Consider the following 13,687-nt stretch of genomic DNA (forward strand, 5'->3'; position numbering starts at 1 on the left):
TTCAAAAGGTAGGCTTGTATCAACTATATGCATAAGCAAAAGGATTAGAACGCTGTTTTAATCGTGGAGATGACTCCTCCATTTATCAATTTGAACTGTTTTTCTTTCCGGATACAGTGGGTAGTTTCCGCGCATTTATAAGTGGCGTATGAAAAACAAAGGAAGACCCTCTTTAAAACGGTCTCCCTCTGTTTAAACAATTTCCGTAACAAGCGAAGCTCAATTACGATCCTGGTTATTCACCATGGTTGGTTGATTCAGCATCTGATTCAGAGCTTTCTTTTTTTGGTTTTTTAGCTTTTTTCTTTTGTGGCGGCTTTAATTCCACCCCTAAATAATCACCTTTTTTGATTGATTTACCTTCTTTGATTCCTTGCTTGGTAACATATCCACTTCCAATCGTTTCCAGCTTTAACCCGGTCACGTCAGCAAATTGCAACACTTCCCGTATAGACCAGCCTTTCATGTTTGGCATGGTTGGCTTATCGGTGACTAGAAATACGCGACTATTTGGAAGTAATTCTGATTTACCAATTACATTCGAGGCGATAATTTTCTTCCCTTTACCTGAAATTGTAACATGTAGTCCTTTTTCTGATAGCATGGCTTTTGCTTCTGCTACTTCCATACCCTCCAGTTCAGGTATTTGAATGAGCTGGGATTTTTGATCTTCATCGATATCAGGCTCAATATCTAAATAATGAAGACTATTTTCCATCACATTTTTAAATATATAGGATACAGGAGCTGAACCGGCTTCAATGCCGTCCTCCGTTTCTAAATCAGGCTGCTTTACAGATACATACATAATTAATTGTGGATCATCCAGTGGAGCCATTCCCATGAAGGAATAAATATTATTACCCGTTCCTGTCAAATATCCACCTTTTGGATTCGGTATTTGTGCTGTACCGGTTTTACCTGCAAGTGTGTAATTGTCGAGTGCAAACATTTTACCTGTACCATTTTCAGAGCTGACTACCGTTCCAAGCAACTCCATCACATGATCTGCTGTTTTCTTTGATATGGGTTCCGCTACCACTTGCGGTTTGTTTTCTTTAATAATTTCTCCAGTATTTGGATTGACAATCTTATTAATCACATAGGGCTGAAGCATTTTCCCATCATTTGCAATCGCGGTAGCAGCTTTCATTTGTTGTATTGGCGTGACGGTACTACCTTGTCCAAATGACGTGGACAATTTATCTCGTGGCCAGTTATACAGAAGCTGACCACTTACCTCGCCCGGCAAATCAATACCTGTTTTTTCAAATAGCTTAAATGCTTTGAGATACTCTAAATATTTATCTGCCCCTATTTTTTCCCATAATAGCTTAGAAGCTGCAACGTTTGATGAACGCTGAAATCCTTCATCAAATGTAATTTTTCCCCAGCCTCTTCCACCATTATGATCTCTGACTTTTTGTACTTTACTATTAATTTGATAACTACCTGATTGAAAAACTTCATCCCCATTATACACGCCTTCTTCAATTGCGGCAGCCCAAGTAAACATCTTCATCGTGGAACCTGGCTCAAATGGGGTAGAAATGGCATCATTATACCAATTCTCAACATCTGTTGGGTTATTCGGATCATAGCTTGGACGATTACTCAACGCCTTTATTTCTCCTGTTTTAGCATCCATTACAATCGCAGTCATCCGCTTAGGACTATAGTGTTCATCTACTTGGGACATCACATCATCCAGTAAGGTTTGGATTTTCTGGTCTATAGTTAAATAAACGTCATCCCCATTATCTGGTTTCTTGACTACTTCATCGGGATGTAGAAGTTTTCGGTTATAATTATCACGTTGGAAGGATATATAGCCATCTTTACCTTGCAATAATTTATTCATTTCCTTTTCCATACCCGTAATACCTGTTATCTGATTGATGGTCTTATCATCTTCTGTCTTTGGTTCTGTTTCCCGTGCAAATCCAATAATATGGGAAGCAAACATACCATTTGGATAATATCGAAGTGATTCCTTCGTAAAATGTATGCCAGGTAATTCCAAAGCCTCTATTTCTTCCTTCTGGGTTTGGGAGATTTTTTGACCTGCTCTACCAAATTCAACCTGGAATCTGTCCTGTTCAATCCCATTTTTTAAGGTTTCTAAAAGATCTTGTTCATCTGCATCTAAAATAGGTGCCAATTTAGCGGCCGTTTCCTCCGGGTCTACCACATGACGCTTCTTGCTGGAATTGTCTGAGTAGGATTCCCGTGTGATTGCATAAATACGAAATGCGGGGCGATCATATGCAAGTACCATTCCCTTGCTATCAAAGATCTTTCCCCGCTCTGCTTCTAATGTATAGGATGAGCTTCTTTTTTCTTTCGCCCATTTATCCAACGACACGCCTTCAATTTCACCTGTAGCTTGAATATATAAAAATCTGCCTGTCAGGATTAAGAAAAACCCGACAAAGATCGTAATAAATACAAATGCCATAAAATTGGTCGTTTTATTCTTTTTCATCCTCATTTCACCCGATTTAATTATTGTATGCGCTAGCTTGTTTCACTTTTGCGTTTTGGATGGTTAATCCATGTTTTTTCGCAATTTCTGTGATGCGATCGGGACTGCTTAATTCTTTTACTTCAAATGCCAAGCCCTCGTTCGTTAGCTGTTGTGATTGTACCACATTCTCCAGTTTTTGTAACTCCCTATTCAAGCTATCGGTTTGGGAGGAGAAGGATACAACATAAGTGGAAACGAGGATGAGGATAACACCAAATATTGCATATAAAAATTTTTCTCCTTTGGTTACCCAGCTTTGTCTACGTACTTTTACTACTTTTTTATTATCCTGTTGTGGTGCAGTAGCTGTATACGATTGTTGCCAATTTTTAAGCTTCGGTGCGGCCATTATTTTTTCCACCCTTCTTCATAAGTAAAATCATCATTCCACTCGTTTATTTTCTCAATGATTCTAAGCTTGGCAGACCGTGATCTGCGATTTTCCGTTAACTCGTTATCTGCTGCAGCAATTGGTTTTCGATTGACCAATTTAAATGGTGCTTCAAATTCTTTAGGGATAATCGGTAGATTCCGAGGTGTTTCCTTTGCCGTACTCCACTTTTTGAAGGCTTGCTTGCAAAGGCGATCTTCCAATGAGTGGAATGTAATAACGGCAATTCTGCCATGGATAGATATTACTTTCGCGGCTTGATGAAGGGCATCATTAAAAGCTGCCAATTCATCATTAACTGCGATGCGCAACGCTTGAAAAATACGCTTACCAGGATGTCCACCCTTCCTTCTTGCAGGAGCAGGAATGGCTTCTTTAATTAATTCGACCAAATCAAAGGTCGTATTAATTTCCTGATGTTGTCTCCGTTCTTCAATTTTTCGAGCAATTTGTTTAGAAAATTTCTCTTCGCCATATTTGAAAAAAATAGATACTAATTTCTCATATGGCCATTCATTTACAATTTCCTTTGCTGTCACATCTGTCGTTTGGTCCATCCGCATATCTAATGCTGCATCATAGCGATAGCTAAATCCTCTATCTCCTCTGTCCAATTGTGGAGAAGAGACACCTAAATCAAATAAAATCCCATCTACGTGTTCAATACCATGTAACTGTAATTGTTCCTGGAGGTTCCGGAAGTTGCTATGTATAAACAAAACGCGTCCCTGATATGCTGACAATCTTTCCTCTGCAGCCGCTAGTGCATCCTGATCTTGATCGAACGCAACCAGTAATCCTTCTTTTCCTAAGCGAGAGGCTATCTGTTCAGAATGTCCTGCTCCTCCTACTGTACAATCCACATAAACGCCATCTGGTTTGATAGCAAGTCCATTAATTGTTTCTGTCTTTAACACTGAATAATGTTCAAACATACAAACACCCATTTCTATAGCGGACAGCTTATTTCGGAAGCTATTAAATATCAAAATCCATCAGATTCTCTGCAATCTCTGCAAAGGATTCTTCTGATTGATTGAAATAATCTTCCCAAACATCTTGTGCCCAAAATTCAATCCGGTTGGATACGCCAATAACGACACATTCTTTTTCTAAAGTGGCATATCCTCTAAGCGGCTGTGGAAGGTTTATTCTTCCCTGTTTATCCACTTCACATTCCACGGCTCCCGAAAAGAAGAAACGGGTAAAAGCCCTTGCGTCTTTTTTAGTCAGTGGGAGCTTTTTCATTTTCTCTTCAAGTACTTTCCATTCTTCCATTGGGTATGCGAACAAACACTGATCCAATCCACGGGTCACAACAAAACTTTCACCGAGTCCTTCACGGAACTTCGATGGGACTATAATTCTTCCTTTTGTGTCAATGTTATGTTGGAATTCACCCATGAACATAGAGTCCGCCCCACTTTCATATTTTTATATTACCACAATCCCCCACTTCGTACCACCCTATTTATAAAAAAACTAAAAAAGACGATAGAATCCGCCTTTTTTAGTTGGAATTTTATACTGTTTTGATGAGCTAACCACTAATTGAACCGCCATGCAGTAAATTACACAACACCAGACACACCAATGATTTTAGGGATATTTATCAATTATCCACAGTAGTTATTTTTCAATTTTAGCGTAAATGGTGGTGGGTGGTGGGGGATCTTTTCAAATATCAAAATAAGGGCAATTTGTGGGGATATATCTTTTCTTTTAGACCCTTTATGAAAAACAACTATCATTCATAACGGTTTTTCTCTTGTAATCATTTCTTATCCTTAAAGATAAAAAAATACAGACGAAGGTCATCGCCTTCGCCTGTATGTTATAAATGTACAATATAATGGCCATGTTCCACACTACATCGTTCGTTAGCCAATTTCGCTACGATGTCTGGTCCATATGCGTTGATCCAATACAATGGATTCCAAACCCTTTCTTGTAAGCCATTCATTGGATGAAAATGCATTTCAATTTGATCGAACTCTGTTAATTCAGTCTCATGATTTTTTTTAATACGTTGTTTAATTTTGCGTTCCATAAAATCAATATGCTGTTCCAAGTAAGATAAGTTCTTTTCCGCAAGCTGTTCCATGTCTACACCGAGCTCTCCAGCAATTTCCCGAAAAGGCTGATGCACCTCTTTAATGAGAGATTTCATACGATTCGTTTCATCGTGCACCTGATAATGCGGTTGAGCAAAAAGCCAGCCTTCCTTTTCTTTCCGAATACCAGACTGAATTGCCTGCTCTAAAGAAAGATTGTATTTTCGGACCAGCTTAGCCAGATATCGATCTACCCAAGTAAAGGAAAGCCGCGGCACAACTGGAGGCATGTCTAAGCCAACTGCATCGAACGCTGGCTTTAATGCAGACCAATAGGCTATTTCACCAGGTCCACCAATAAATGCTAAGGTTGGAAATAATAATTCCTGCATGACTGGACGTGTCACCACATTATTACTTAAATTCTCGGGATGATGTGAGGCAATTTCTAATATCTCATCTGTCGAGAATTTTACTTCATTTTGCTTGCCAATCCAGTCGCCATCTTCATTTCGCATGAGTAAAATACGTTCACCATGATGATGATAAAATAGATGTGCATCAGAAGGTTCCGCATCTAGCGCTATGGAATACCCCTGATTCTTAAGCTCCATTAACGAATCTGCCACACCGGAACTGATATCTGATTGCTTTTCAATTAATTGTGTAAAATAAGTTGATTCTATTGTTCTAACAAGCTGATGTCCCGAATCAACCAACACAAGCCCTTCATTTGGGAATAAGTAAAATATAAATCTCGCAAAAAAATCAACATAGGATTGACATTGCTTTAACATGCTTGCTGCTATTTCATATAAATCTTTTGTATATACTGTTTCCGGAAGTGTTTGAAATACTTGCTCCAACCATTGATTCATATCTGTTTCTTGAATCGTAATGTCTGAGATGGATTTCTTATCCAATACACGTTGCCTAACTTTCATTTTTTTCATGCTTGCTTTGCTCGGCATATATAAATGATTCATTTCTTCAAAATCATGATCCTCTCCTGCAATCCAAAATACTGGAATGACAGGTACACCAAGTTCCTCTTCTTGTTGTTTCGCAAGCTGGAGGATAGAAATCACTTTATGAATGGTATACATGGGACCTGTGAAAACCCCAGCCTGCTGGCCACCAATCACAACTGTACTGTTTTCATCCTGTAATCGATTCACGTTTTGTATCGTTTCAATTGGCGCATCCCAATTTGAGTTCAATGTATGTAAAGCTTGGACCAATTCATTCCGTTGGAAGGAACGTTTTTTTAAATCATTGACCCTATTAGCATATGTTTCGGGTGCATACACATAGCTGAAGTGCTTCATCAATTCATCGTTATTATTTCGAAAATCATGCATGATTTTCGATTCTTTTCCTAATGGCATTGGGTCAATTTGCATCTTTTACATACTCCTTTAAAATAAACTGGAATTTCATTCATATCCATTTGTATTGTACATAAATGCTTGCTGTTTTTCATGGAATCTGCCTATACCTATCCAAAAATGCGACTACCTATACCTATAATGACCAGGAAAACATATAATAGCAGGAAAACCAAAAAGGAGCCACGCCAAGTGACTTTAAATGCCTTTGCAAAATCCACCTCTGTCATGCGCTTCCACTGAAAAAATATAACAGCTGTGAATATAAATAGAAAAAAGATAAGGATAAAAGTTATATAAGTGCGCTGAAATAAATCTTGAAGAATCATCAAAACTGCAATGATATACAATCCACCTGTCCAGTTAACCGCTCGATGTACAGCAAACCATTGATTTTCATAGCGCCATCGGGTTAATTTATACACTAACAAAGTGGCGATTATTGGGATGGTAACAAAAAATGCAATAACGTAAACAAGATAATCAAGCATCAGAATCACCTTGCTTTAACTCCAGTGCCCGAATAGCATGATCTACAAATTTGGTATAGGGCATGTAATTATAATTCTGTAATAAGTAGCCGGTCATCGAATCAATTTCTGTCTTACGCCCTTCTTGAATATCTTTGTACATAGACGATATATTTTCCGACGTTGCCATTGCAATTTGCTCGACACGCTCCCAACTGGAAGACTCTGATAAACGCAATGCTCGCGCTGACTCTTTGCACAGTTCCCTGGCTATGTTACGTATAAATGAATTCTTTAATATCTCGCCATTTCGCACCTGGAACAATGCAGTTAAAGGATTAATTACCGCATTGATGATCAGCTTTTCAGATAGTAGACGTCTCCAGTCATCTGCAGCCTCTACCCGGAAATCAAGTTGATGTAAATGAACCGCCAATTCAGATGCTGATGGACCATCCCCTGAAACTTTAGCAATTGCAATCCGCCCGCTGCCGGTATGATGCACATTCGTATCACTTACTCGAATTGCACCATGCTCTACAATCCCTGCATAAATAAAATGTGCTGGAGATTGAAATTTCTCTATATGGCCCATACCATTTTGCAGGAACACAATCGGCTTCCCTTCTGCCACCTGATATAAAGCAGGCATGACGTCCTGCAGCTGATGTTGTTTGACACAAATAATATACAAATCCTGCGCGTGAATATCCTGTATCAGAGCAACATCCACATTACAATCACCATACTTACTATCCAATGTTAGCCCCTGTTCCATCAAGTTCAATCGTTGCTCCTCACGTCTGACATATAACGTCACAGGATGTTCTTTACGAAAATAACTGGCCAGTAATAGTCCAATTGCGCCTCCTCCAATGATCCCGATATGCATACCAATGACCCCTATCCTATATTTTTCTTCTATTGTAGCAAACATTCAGACCATTTGTACGCTATAACATCCAGTGTTACTGGCTTTTCCTTTATTTATGGCTTTCCTGCACTTCCCCTCATCGTAGCAAAAGTGTTATTTCGGTAGCCATATTTCATTCTTGAGCTGTTTATACTATAATGAAAATAATGCATTCAATATATTCAGAATGTGAAGGGGGAAATGCGCATGCCAAGCAATGTTAAAGTTGAAAGACTTTTAATTAACTACAAAACGCTGGAGAAATTTAAGCATTTTAAAGAATATGGTAATCAGGAATTGTCCATGATGGAAGACTTGCAATCGAATATCATTGAAAATGATAGTGAATCACCATTCTATGGTATATATTTTGGGGATAGATTGATTGCCAGAATGAGCTTGTACAAGGTTGATCGTAAATATGATGCCTTTTTTAAACCACAGCAGGATTATTTGGAACTGTGGAAACTAGAGGTATTGCCAGACTATCAAAAAAAGGGGTATGGTAAGGCACTCGTTCAATTCGCAAAAGATTTTCATATGCCTATTAAAACAAATCCACGGATTAATTCCCATGACTTTTGGGAAAAGATGGGCTTTCAAAAAGCACATTATGAAATGGAAAGGGATTTTGGGCAGAATCCTTTGATTTGGCTTCCAGAAGGTGTCGAGGAAAAGCTCGAGCAATCATAAGTCTTCCAAAACGAACAAAAGACATGAAACAGTTCATGTCTTTTTCTCTTTCACCCTTATCCCCTTTTTATGGTTCATATATTTACCCTTCTCGCTTCTGTACCCAGCTCCAAACATTTCCCATCTCATTCCATGCACTTTCATAGCGTTGCAACTTTTCTTTTAAGGCATGATTTTCTTGCTGTAGATGGGCTACGACTTCATGATGGCCAGTATTTAATGACTGCCTCTCTTTTTGAAATTCCTGTTTCATTCTTTCCAGTAATTTAATAGCATGTTCTATCTCATCATTTGCTGGATCATCCGTTAATAAAGAGGAATGATGGCTAGCCGCTCCCACTTTTCGTTGTTGTTTCGCCTGTAAAATGGCATCGTGATAATTTTTTCGTAAAGTTGCGTTCCAACGAAATCCGCAGGCAGCAGATGTTCGAGATAATTTTTTCGCCACTTCTTTAAAAGCCTCCAGCTGTGTTTTACCAATTCGTATATACTGAAGCACCGTCTCCGCTAATAATAAATCCTCATCTCCAGTCCAAGCATCCTGTCTTGTCGCATTCATATCATCACTCCTAATAGGTTTGCTAACAATGTATGCAACAAAGAGGAATGATAGAATCATGTAAGCTATTTTATTTTAAAATAATCTGTTTTGTAGATAGTAGGGACACTATATTTTAGGTGAATTGTTTTTTTCCAAGAATTGTTTTACCGCTTGTTTATGTTCAGGAGAATCCCAAAGCTCTGCACAGTTTCTCACTTCTTCCTCCATCCGTTTTGCTAATGTAGAAATGGAAATAGCATGTAAATATTGCTGTTTCAGCAGCTTCATTTGATTGTATGACTTTAATACATATGGTTGAAGGATTTGTTCATAATCATGCCAAGCTGATGCATCAACTATATGATGAACCCAGCCTTTATCTACTAATTTCTCAGCCTCATAAATAGCTGCTTCCGTTAGCCATTGTAAAGCAAAAGAAGGATGTGTCTTTTCATAAAGTAGGGCACCCCCACCCCAGCCTGGTAAGATACCGAGCTTCGTTTGCACAAAACCAAATGATGTTCCTGCCTTTGCAATGCGGAAATCACATGCAGTTGCAATTTCACAGCCACCACCAAGTGCATTTCCATTTAACAAGCAAATAACGGGAACCGGGAAAGTAACAAGCTCGTAAAGTAATCCTTTCATCACACGTAAACGTTCATAAGCTTCTGCTGGCGTTAAGTTTCCATGCAGCTCGGTCAAGTCACCGCCTGCACAAAACATCTTGTCCTCAGCCCCTGTAATTACAAGAAACTTTAATGCATCCAATCGCGCCTGCTGTAAGGTGGAATGAAATGCATTTGCCATCTTCTCAGATATGGCATTACGTTTTTCAGGACGATTTAAGGTAATAACTCCGTATCCTTTGTCCATTTTTTGATAACCAATCATCGTAAAATCTCCTTACCATCCATTCATTATAAAACATGTATGCATGCTCATAAAACACACGCAATTTAATAAGTTCATTCTACTAGCGATTAAGCCAGGTCGCATAATTGTTCAAGGTTTACTAGGAAACAAGAACATCTACTTTCCTTGCTATTAAAAAAACAGACCACCAGGTGATCTGTTTTATCCAATATTATTGGCTAATTACTTCTTTTCCATCATAATGACCACATGAACTGCAAACATGGTGTGGCTTCGTTAATTCACCACAATTTGAACATTCAACCATGCCAGGTACGTGTAGTTTTTTATGCGTACGACGCTGATTTTTTACTTTCTTAGAAGTTCTTCTTTTAGGTACTGCCATGACTTACACCTCCTTCAAATCCGAAAGGAAAACACGAATGATTGCTTCTTATTTTTCTTTCTTATAATCTTTTAATAAAGATTCCAGTTTTTGCAAACGGGGATCTGGTTTCTTATCTTCTATTTCCTCGGAAAGAACTGTCCAGCCTTTTCCTTCCTGCATAGAATTTAACTGGTCATCCACATGCTCAGCAAATACTCGATAAGGTACTTCCAATAGAATATTTTCCTTTATTAGCGGCATTAAGTCAAGTACTTCTCCATTTATCGAGTGAATTTCAGAATCTTCCCATTCATCTTCATCAACAGCAGCTGAAAATACTTCATTTGCTTTTATTTTAAATGGATAGGGAACATCTACTAAAGTCCGGGCACATGGCAAAATCATCTCACCTGTTATCGTAAAAGTAAAAATGAATTGATCGCCATGAACGATGCATTTCCCACTGACATGTACAGGCTTTATACTGCGGATATCATTGTTCATGTCAACTAATTCAGAAACATTCACTTCGCCATCAAACGTAAATGGTTGATTGTACGCTATTTTTCTTATCTGACCGAGTGTAAATTTCATTTGAATCACCTCACAGACAACAAGAGTAATTTTAAAAGGAAAATCAAGTTTTGTCAAGATATTTTCTTTACACAATAGAATTAAAAATCCTATATTGCCTTCTTCATCATTTCATACATATTGTACATACTACAACACATTTTGATACAATAAGCAATATCTATTCGAATGGAGTTGTTCGTATGAATGCATGTGGTTTAATTGTCGAATACAATCCTTTCCATAATGGGCATGTCTACCATCTTCAAGAAGCTAAAAAAGTCTCCAATGCAGACTGTATGATTGCTGTAATGAGCGGTTCTTTTTTGCAACGCGGTGAACCGGCCATTGTCGATAAGTTCCACCGAGCCCAGGCGGCGCTCCAGCATGGAGTTGATATTGTTTTAGAACTACCGTATATGTTCGCAGTTCAAAGCAGTAAATTATTTGCCAAAGGGGCTATTTCCATTCTGCAAGCAATGGATGCTCACTCTGTCTGCTTTGGCAGCGAATCAGGAAATATTCAGGATTTTACTTCTAGCTTAACCATCTTAAGAAAAAATCAATCCACTTATGACCAAGCTCTAAAACGATATTTAGCCACGGGCATATCCTATCCGGAAGCAAGCAAATTAGCCTATCAGAAAATTGGACTTACAGAACATGCAATTGATTTAGGGCAACCTAATAATATCTTGGGTTTTAGCTACATTCGGGCAATATTTGATCATGGTAATTCCATTGAACCACTCACCATTAAACGATCTAATAGTCATTATCATGATACCGCAATTCAAGGTCCCATTGCCAGTGCAACGAGTATTCGTGAAGCTTTGTTTCTTCAACAAGAGCCTTTAGAAAATATATTCCGCACCATGCCAAACGCAATGAAAGCGCAATTACAGCGATATCATCAACAAGCAGGTGCTTGGCATGACTGGGAAAGCTATTTTGATATATTACAATATCGGGTACTTACAACCCCAATCCAAGAACTTGCAACGATTCAGGGAATGGATGAAGGAATTGAGCATCGGATTAAAAAAACTGCCAGATCTGCATCTAATATGGTGAATTGGATGGAAGCCGTTAAAACAAAACGTTATACAAGGACAAGAATTCAACGTATTTTCACACATATACTGACCAATACGAAAAAAATGGAATATCCCCAGGACATAGATATGGTAAAAATGCCTTACATACGTTTGGTTGGATTAACAAAAACAGGAGAACAATACCTTCACGACCATCGTAAAAAGATAGATACTCCTATTGTTTCATCTTTAGGTCGTAACATGCACCCAATGTTAGAAATGGAAGAACGTGCATCAAGGGCATATTATAGTATACTCCCAGCAACTCAACGCCAGTTGCTATTTAAACAAGAATTAAACCTTCCAATACGGACAAATTAGTTGAAGAGGCTCTGATGTAACTAGCCTTTCTTCATGAAAAAACAGTCATGTTTATCACGAATAGATAAATATGACTGTTTATTATTCTGAATTTGTTGAAATGCTGGGGTACTGAGAGTGTTTTTTCAATTTAATGCAACAAGGCAAACCCTAGTTCATTTTTAAAATGAGCATTTGCGTAAATTATGGTGTATATACTTTTACCGGTGTTTACTCTTTTTGTTTAAATTGAATAAAGCGGAATAAATCTAAAAAGGCTCCCACGGGACCAACTAAATTTTATCCAAGCCTCTTTCATATCAAACTTATTTTTCTTTTAAGCCTTCTAAAAATTTCAAGGCATCATCAAATGTATCTACAGGTACTACTTTCATGGATGTACCGATTTCTTCAGCAGTTTTTTTGGCTATTTCATAATTAGAATCCTTTGCGCCATTTTCATTAGGAGCAAAGAAAACCGTACAACCCGCTTTATCTGCTGCAATCACTTTTTTATCAATCCCACCAATACGATGTACATTTCCGTTATAATCAATTTCACCAGTTCCAGCGATTTGCTCGCCATTTGTTAAGTCATCCGCTGTCAGCTGGTCATACATTTCTAAAGCAAACATTAATCCCGCGCTGGGGCCGCCAATATTTCCACTGGAAAATTCTACTTTCGGATTTACCGTAACCTGCCGATCTGTCACGAGCTGAACCCCCATGCCAATCCGATTATCCAGCTCCTTCAATTTCTGAAGGGTAATTTCCTTGGTAATTGTGCTGCCGTCACGCTCTACTTGCAGTTCAATCACATCGCCGTCTTCTTTATCTTTAACATAATTGATTAAATCATCTGCTTCTTTTATTTCCGTTTGATCGACTTGTTTAATTAAGTCGCCCATCTGCAAGACACCATCTGCTGGTAACTTTTCCACAACGGAAACAACGTATACACCACTAAAATCGATTTGAATGTCTGCATTTGCTGCCTCGTAGGCAACAACAGTGGAAGCTTCTTGTGAATTCTCCATCATCTGTAACTGTGCATGAAAATACTCTTCATCCGTAATTCCCTCGGGTCGAACCTCATGAATGGGAACAATATCATAATGGGGCATGAACTTTGCAATAACAAATTGTATTGGTGTTGCATCCATCCCTCGTACGGTTACAAGGTGCATATCTCCTTCACTTTCATAGCCCCCATCAACATGTACAATCGGATTCAGAGCATCGGCCCCACCAGGCTTTTGAATATAATATGGTAATTTAAATGTAAACAAAAGCACGATGATAATGGTAATGATTGCTGTATAAATCAAATTCTTTCTCGTAATCATGATTTTCATCTTTAACCCCTTCCGTTTCCCCTTCCGGTATGACACGTAAACATCGTAATCCTATTATTCCAATAAATCCACAGGAATACATCAATTGAAATCATACTTGCTGTCATATTCTTTCCCTGTACAAGCGTATAGATAATAAAGA

At 38.4% G+C, this 13,687-nt stretch carries 14 protein-coding genes; 2 read left to right on the forward strand and 12 right to left on the reverse strand.

Translation table 11 applies throughout. From position 1 onward, the window contains the following. Positions 1-235: 235 nt before the first annotated feature. The 7 genes from DX933_RS05155 to DX933_RS05185 all read right to left on the reverse strand — a co-directional run bounded on the left by DX933_RS05155 (position 236) and on the right by DX933_RS05185 (position 7,722). Complete coding sequence (locus DX933_RS05155; protein ID WP_123315410.1) at positions 236-2,485, reverse strand: penicillin-binding protein; 2,250 nt, start codon at positions 2,483-2,485, stop codon at positions 236-238. A gap of 16 nt (positions 2,486-2,501) precedes the next feature. Then, positions 2,502-2,876: a cell division protein FtsL gene (gene ftsL / locus DX933_RS05160; protein ID WP_123315411.1), complete on the reverse strand. Its 375-nt coding sequence runs from the start codon at positions 2,874-2,876 to the stop codon at positions 2,502-2,504. Continuing rightward, a complete protein-coding gene (rsmH, locus tag DX933_RS05165; protein WP_190279418.1) occupies positions 2,876-3,853 on the reverse strand; it encodes a 16S rRNA (cytosine(1402)-N(4))-methyltransferase RsmH in 978 nt (325 codons plus the stop codon). Before rsmH ends, ftsL begins: the two co-directional genes overlap by 1 nt. Before the next feature lie 43 nt (positions 3,854-3,896). Beyond that, positions 3,897-4,328, reverse strand: a complete 432-nt coding sequence (gene mraZ / locus DX933_RS05170; RefSeq protein ID WP_123315412.1) for a division/cell wall cluster transcriptional repressor MraZ — start codon at positions 4,326-4,328, stop codon at positions 3,897-3,899. A 424-nt stretch (positions 4,329-4,752) separates the two neighbouring features. Then, a complete protein-coding gene (gene bshC, locus DX933_RS05175; RefSeq protein WP_123315413.1) occupies positions 4,753-6,375 on the reverse strand; it encodes a bacillithiol biosynthesis cysteine-adding enzyme BshC in 1,623 nt (540 codons plus the stop codon). A 95-nt stretch (positions 6,376-6,470) separates the two neighbouring features. Next, positions 6,471-6,851 carry a DUF3397 family protein gene (locus DX933_RS05180; RefSeq protein WP_223805889.1) on the reverse strand — a complete coding sequence of 127 codons (381 nt, stop codon included), beginning with the start codon at positions 6,849-6,851 and terminating at the stop codon, positions 6,471-6,473. After that, positions 6,844-7,722, reverse strand: coding sequence for a 2-dehydropantoate 2-reductase (locus DX933_RS05185; protein WP_190279419.1), 879 nt, complete (start codon positions 7,720-7,722; stop codon positions 6,844-6,846). The genes DX933_RS05180 and DX933_RS05185 overlap by 8 nt, the downstream gene beginning before the upstream one ends. Positions 7,723-7,950: 228 nt before the next feature. Here DX933_RS05185 and DX933_RS05190 point away from each other — a divergent pair, with 228 nt between their 5' ends. After that, complete coding sequence (locus tag DX933_RS05190; protein ID WP_123315416.1) at positions 7,951-8,436, forward strand: N-acetyltransferase; 486 nt, start codon at positions 7,951-7,953, stop codon at positions 8,434-8,436. An 82-nt stretch (positions 8,437-8,518) separates the two neighbouring features. Here DX933_RS05190 and DX933_RS05195 read toward each other — a convergent pair whose 3' ends face one another. From DX933_RS05195 to DX933_RS05210, 4 genes are all read right to left on the reverse strand, one after another. Then, positions 8,519-8,995 (reverse strand): RsfA family transcriptional regulator, encoded by a 477-nt coding sequence (locus DX933_RS05195; RefSeq protein WP_123315417.1) that lies wholly within the window; start codon positions 8,993-8,995, stop codon positions 8,519-8,521. A gap of 108 nt (positions 8,996-9,103) precedes the next feature. Then, positions 9,104-9,871: an enoyl-CoA hydratase/isomerase family protein gene (locus DX933_RS05200; protein ID WP_123315418.1), complete on the reverse strand. Its 768-nt coding sequence runs from the start codon at positions 9,869-9,871 to the stop codon at positions 9,104-9,106. 193 nt (positions 9,872-10,064) lie between these two features. After that, positions 10,065-10,238 (reverse strand): 50S ribosomal protein L32, encoded by a 174-nt coding sequence (gene rpmF, locus DX933_RS05205; RefSeq protein ID WP_123315419.1) that lies wholly within the window; start codon positions 10,236-10,238, stop codon positions 10,065-10,067. 48 nt (positions 10,239-10,286) lie between these two features. Beyond that, positions 10,287-10,814 carry a YceD family protein gene (locus DX933_RS05210; RefSeq protein ID WP_123315420.1) on the reverse strand — a complete coding sequence of 176 codons (528 nt, stop codon included), beginning with the start codon at positions 10,812-10,814 and terminating at the stop codon, positions 10,287-10,289. 182 nt (positions 10,815-10,996) lie between these two features. Between DX933_RS05210 and DX933_RS05215 the strand changes: the two genes are divergently transcribed. Further along, on the forward strand, positions 10,997-12,211 hold the full coding sequence (locus DX933_RS05215; protein ID WP_123315421.1) for a nucleotidyltransferase: 1,215 nt from the start codon (positions 10,997-10,999) through the stop codon (positions 12,209-12,211). A gap of 305 nt (positions 12,212-12,516) precedes the next feature. Here the strand turns inward: DX933_RS05215 and DX933_RS05220 are convergent, their stop codons facing one another. After that, a complete protein-coding gene (locus DX933_RS05220; RefSeq protein ID WP_317843078.1) occupies positions 12,517-13,545 on the reverse strand; it encodes a SepM family pheromone-processing serine protease in 1,029 nt (342 codons plus the stop codon). Between the last annotated feature and the right edge of the window lie 142 nt (positions 13,546-13,687).

The organism is Ornithinibacillus gellani, assembly GCF_003730295.1.
Lineage (GTDB): Bacteria > Bacillota > Bacilli > Bacillales > Amphibacillaceae > Ornithinibacillus_A > Ornithinibacillus_A gellani.

Bases quoted from the DNA above. Each gene is read 5' to 3' on its own strand.
- DX933_RS05155 (WP_123315410.1), bottom strand. From the start codon at position 2,485: ATGAAAAAGAATAAAACGACCAATTTTATGGCATTTGTATTTATTACG.
- ftsL (WP_123315411.1), bottom strand. From the start codon at position 2,876: ATGGCCGCACCGAAGCTTAAAAATTGGCAACAATCGTATACAGCTACT.
- rsmH (WP_190279418.1), bottom strand. From the start codon at position 3,853: ATGTTTGAACATTATTCAGTGTTAAAGACAGAAACAATTAATGGACTT.
- mraZ (WP_123315412.1), bottom strand. From the start codon at position 4,328: ATGTTCATGGGTGAATTCCAACATAACATTGACACAAAAGGAAGAATT.
- bshC (WP_123315413.1), bottom strand. From the start codon at position 6,375: ATGCAAATTGACCCAATGCCATTAGGAAAAGAATCGAAAATCATGCAT.
- DX933_RS05180 (WP_223805889.1), bottom strand. From the start codon at position 6,851: ATGCTTGATTATCTTGTTTACGTTATTGCATTTTTTGTTACCATCCCA.
- DX933_RS05185 (WP_190279419.1), bottom strand. From the start codon at position 7,722: ATGCATATCGGGATCATTGGAGGAGGCGCAATTGGACTATTACTGGCC.
- DX933_RS05190 (WP_123315416.1), top strand. From the start codon at position 7,951: ATGCCAAGCAATGTTAAAGTTGAAAGACTTTTAATTAACTACAAAACG.
- DX933_RS05195 (WP_123315417.1), bottom strand. From the start codon at position 8,995: ATGAATGCGACAAGACAGGATGCTTGGACTGGAGATGAGGATTTATTA.
- DX933_RS05200 (WP_123315418.1), bottom strand. From the start codon at position 9,871: ATGATTGGTTATCAAAAAATGGACAAAGGATACGGAGTTATTACCTTA.
- rpmF (WP_123315419.1), bottom strand. From the start codon at position 10,238: ATGGCAGTACCTAAAAGAAGAACTTCTAAGAAAGTAAAAAATCAGCGT.
- DX933_RS05210 (WP_123315420.1), bottom strand. From the start codon at position 10,814: ATGAAATTTACACTCGGTCAGATAAGAAAAATAGCGTACAATCAACCA.
- DX933_RS05215 (WP_123315421.1), top strand. From the start codon at position 10,997: ATGAATGCATGTGGTTTAATTGTCGAATACAATCCTTTCCATAATGGG.
- DX933_RS05220 (WP_317843078.1), bottom strand. From the start codon at position 13,545: ATGAAAATCATGATTACGAGAAAGAATTTGATTTATACAGCAATCATT.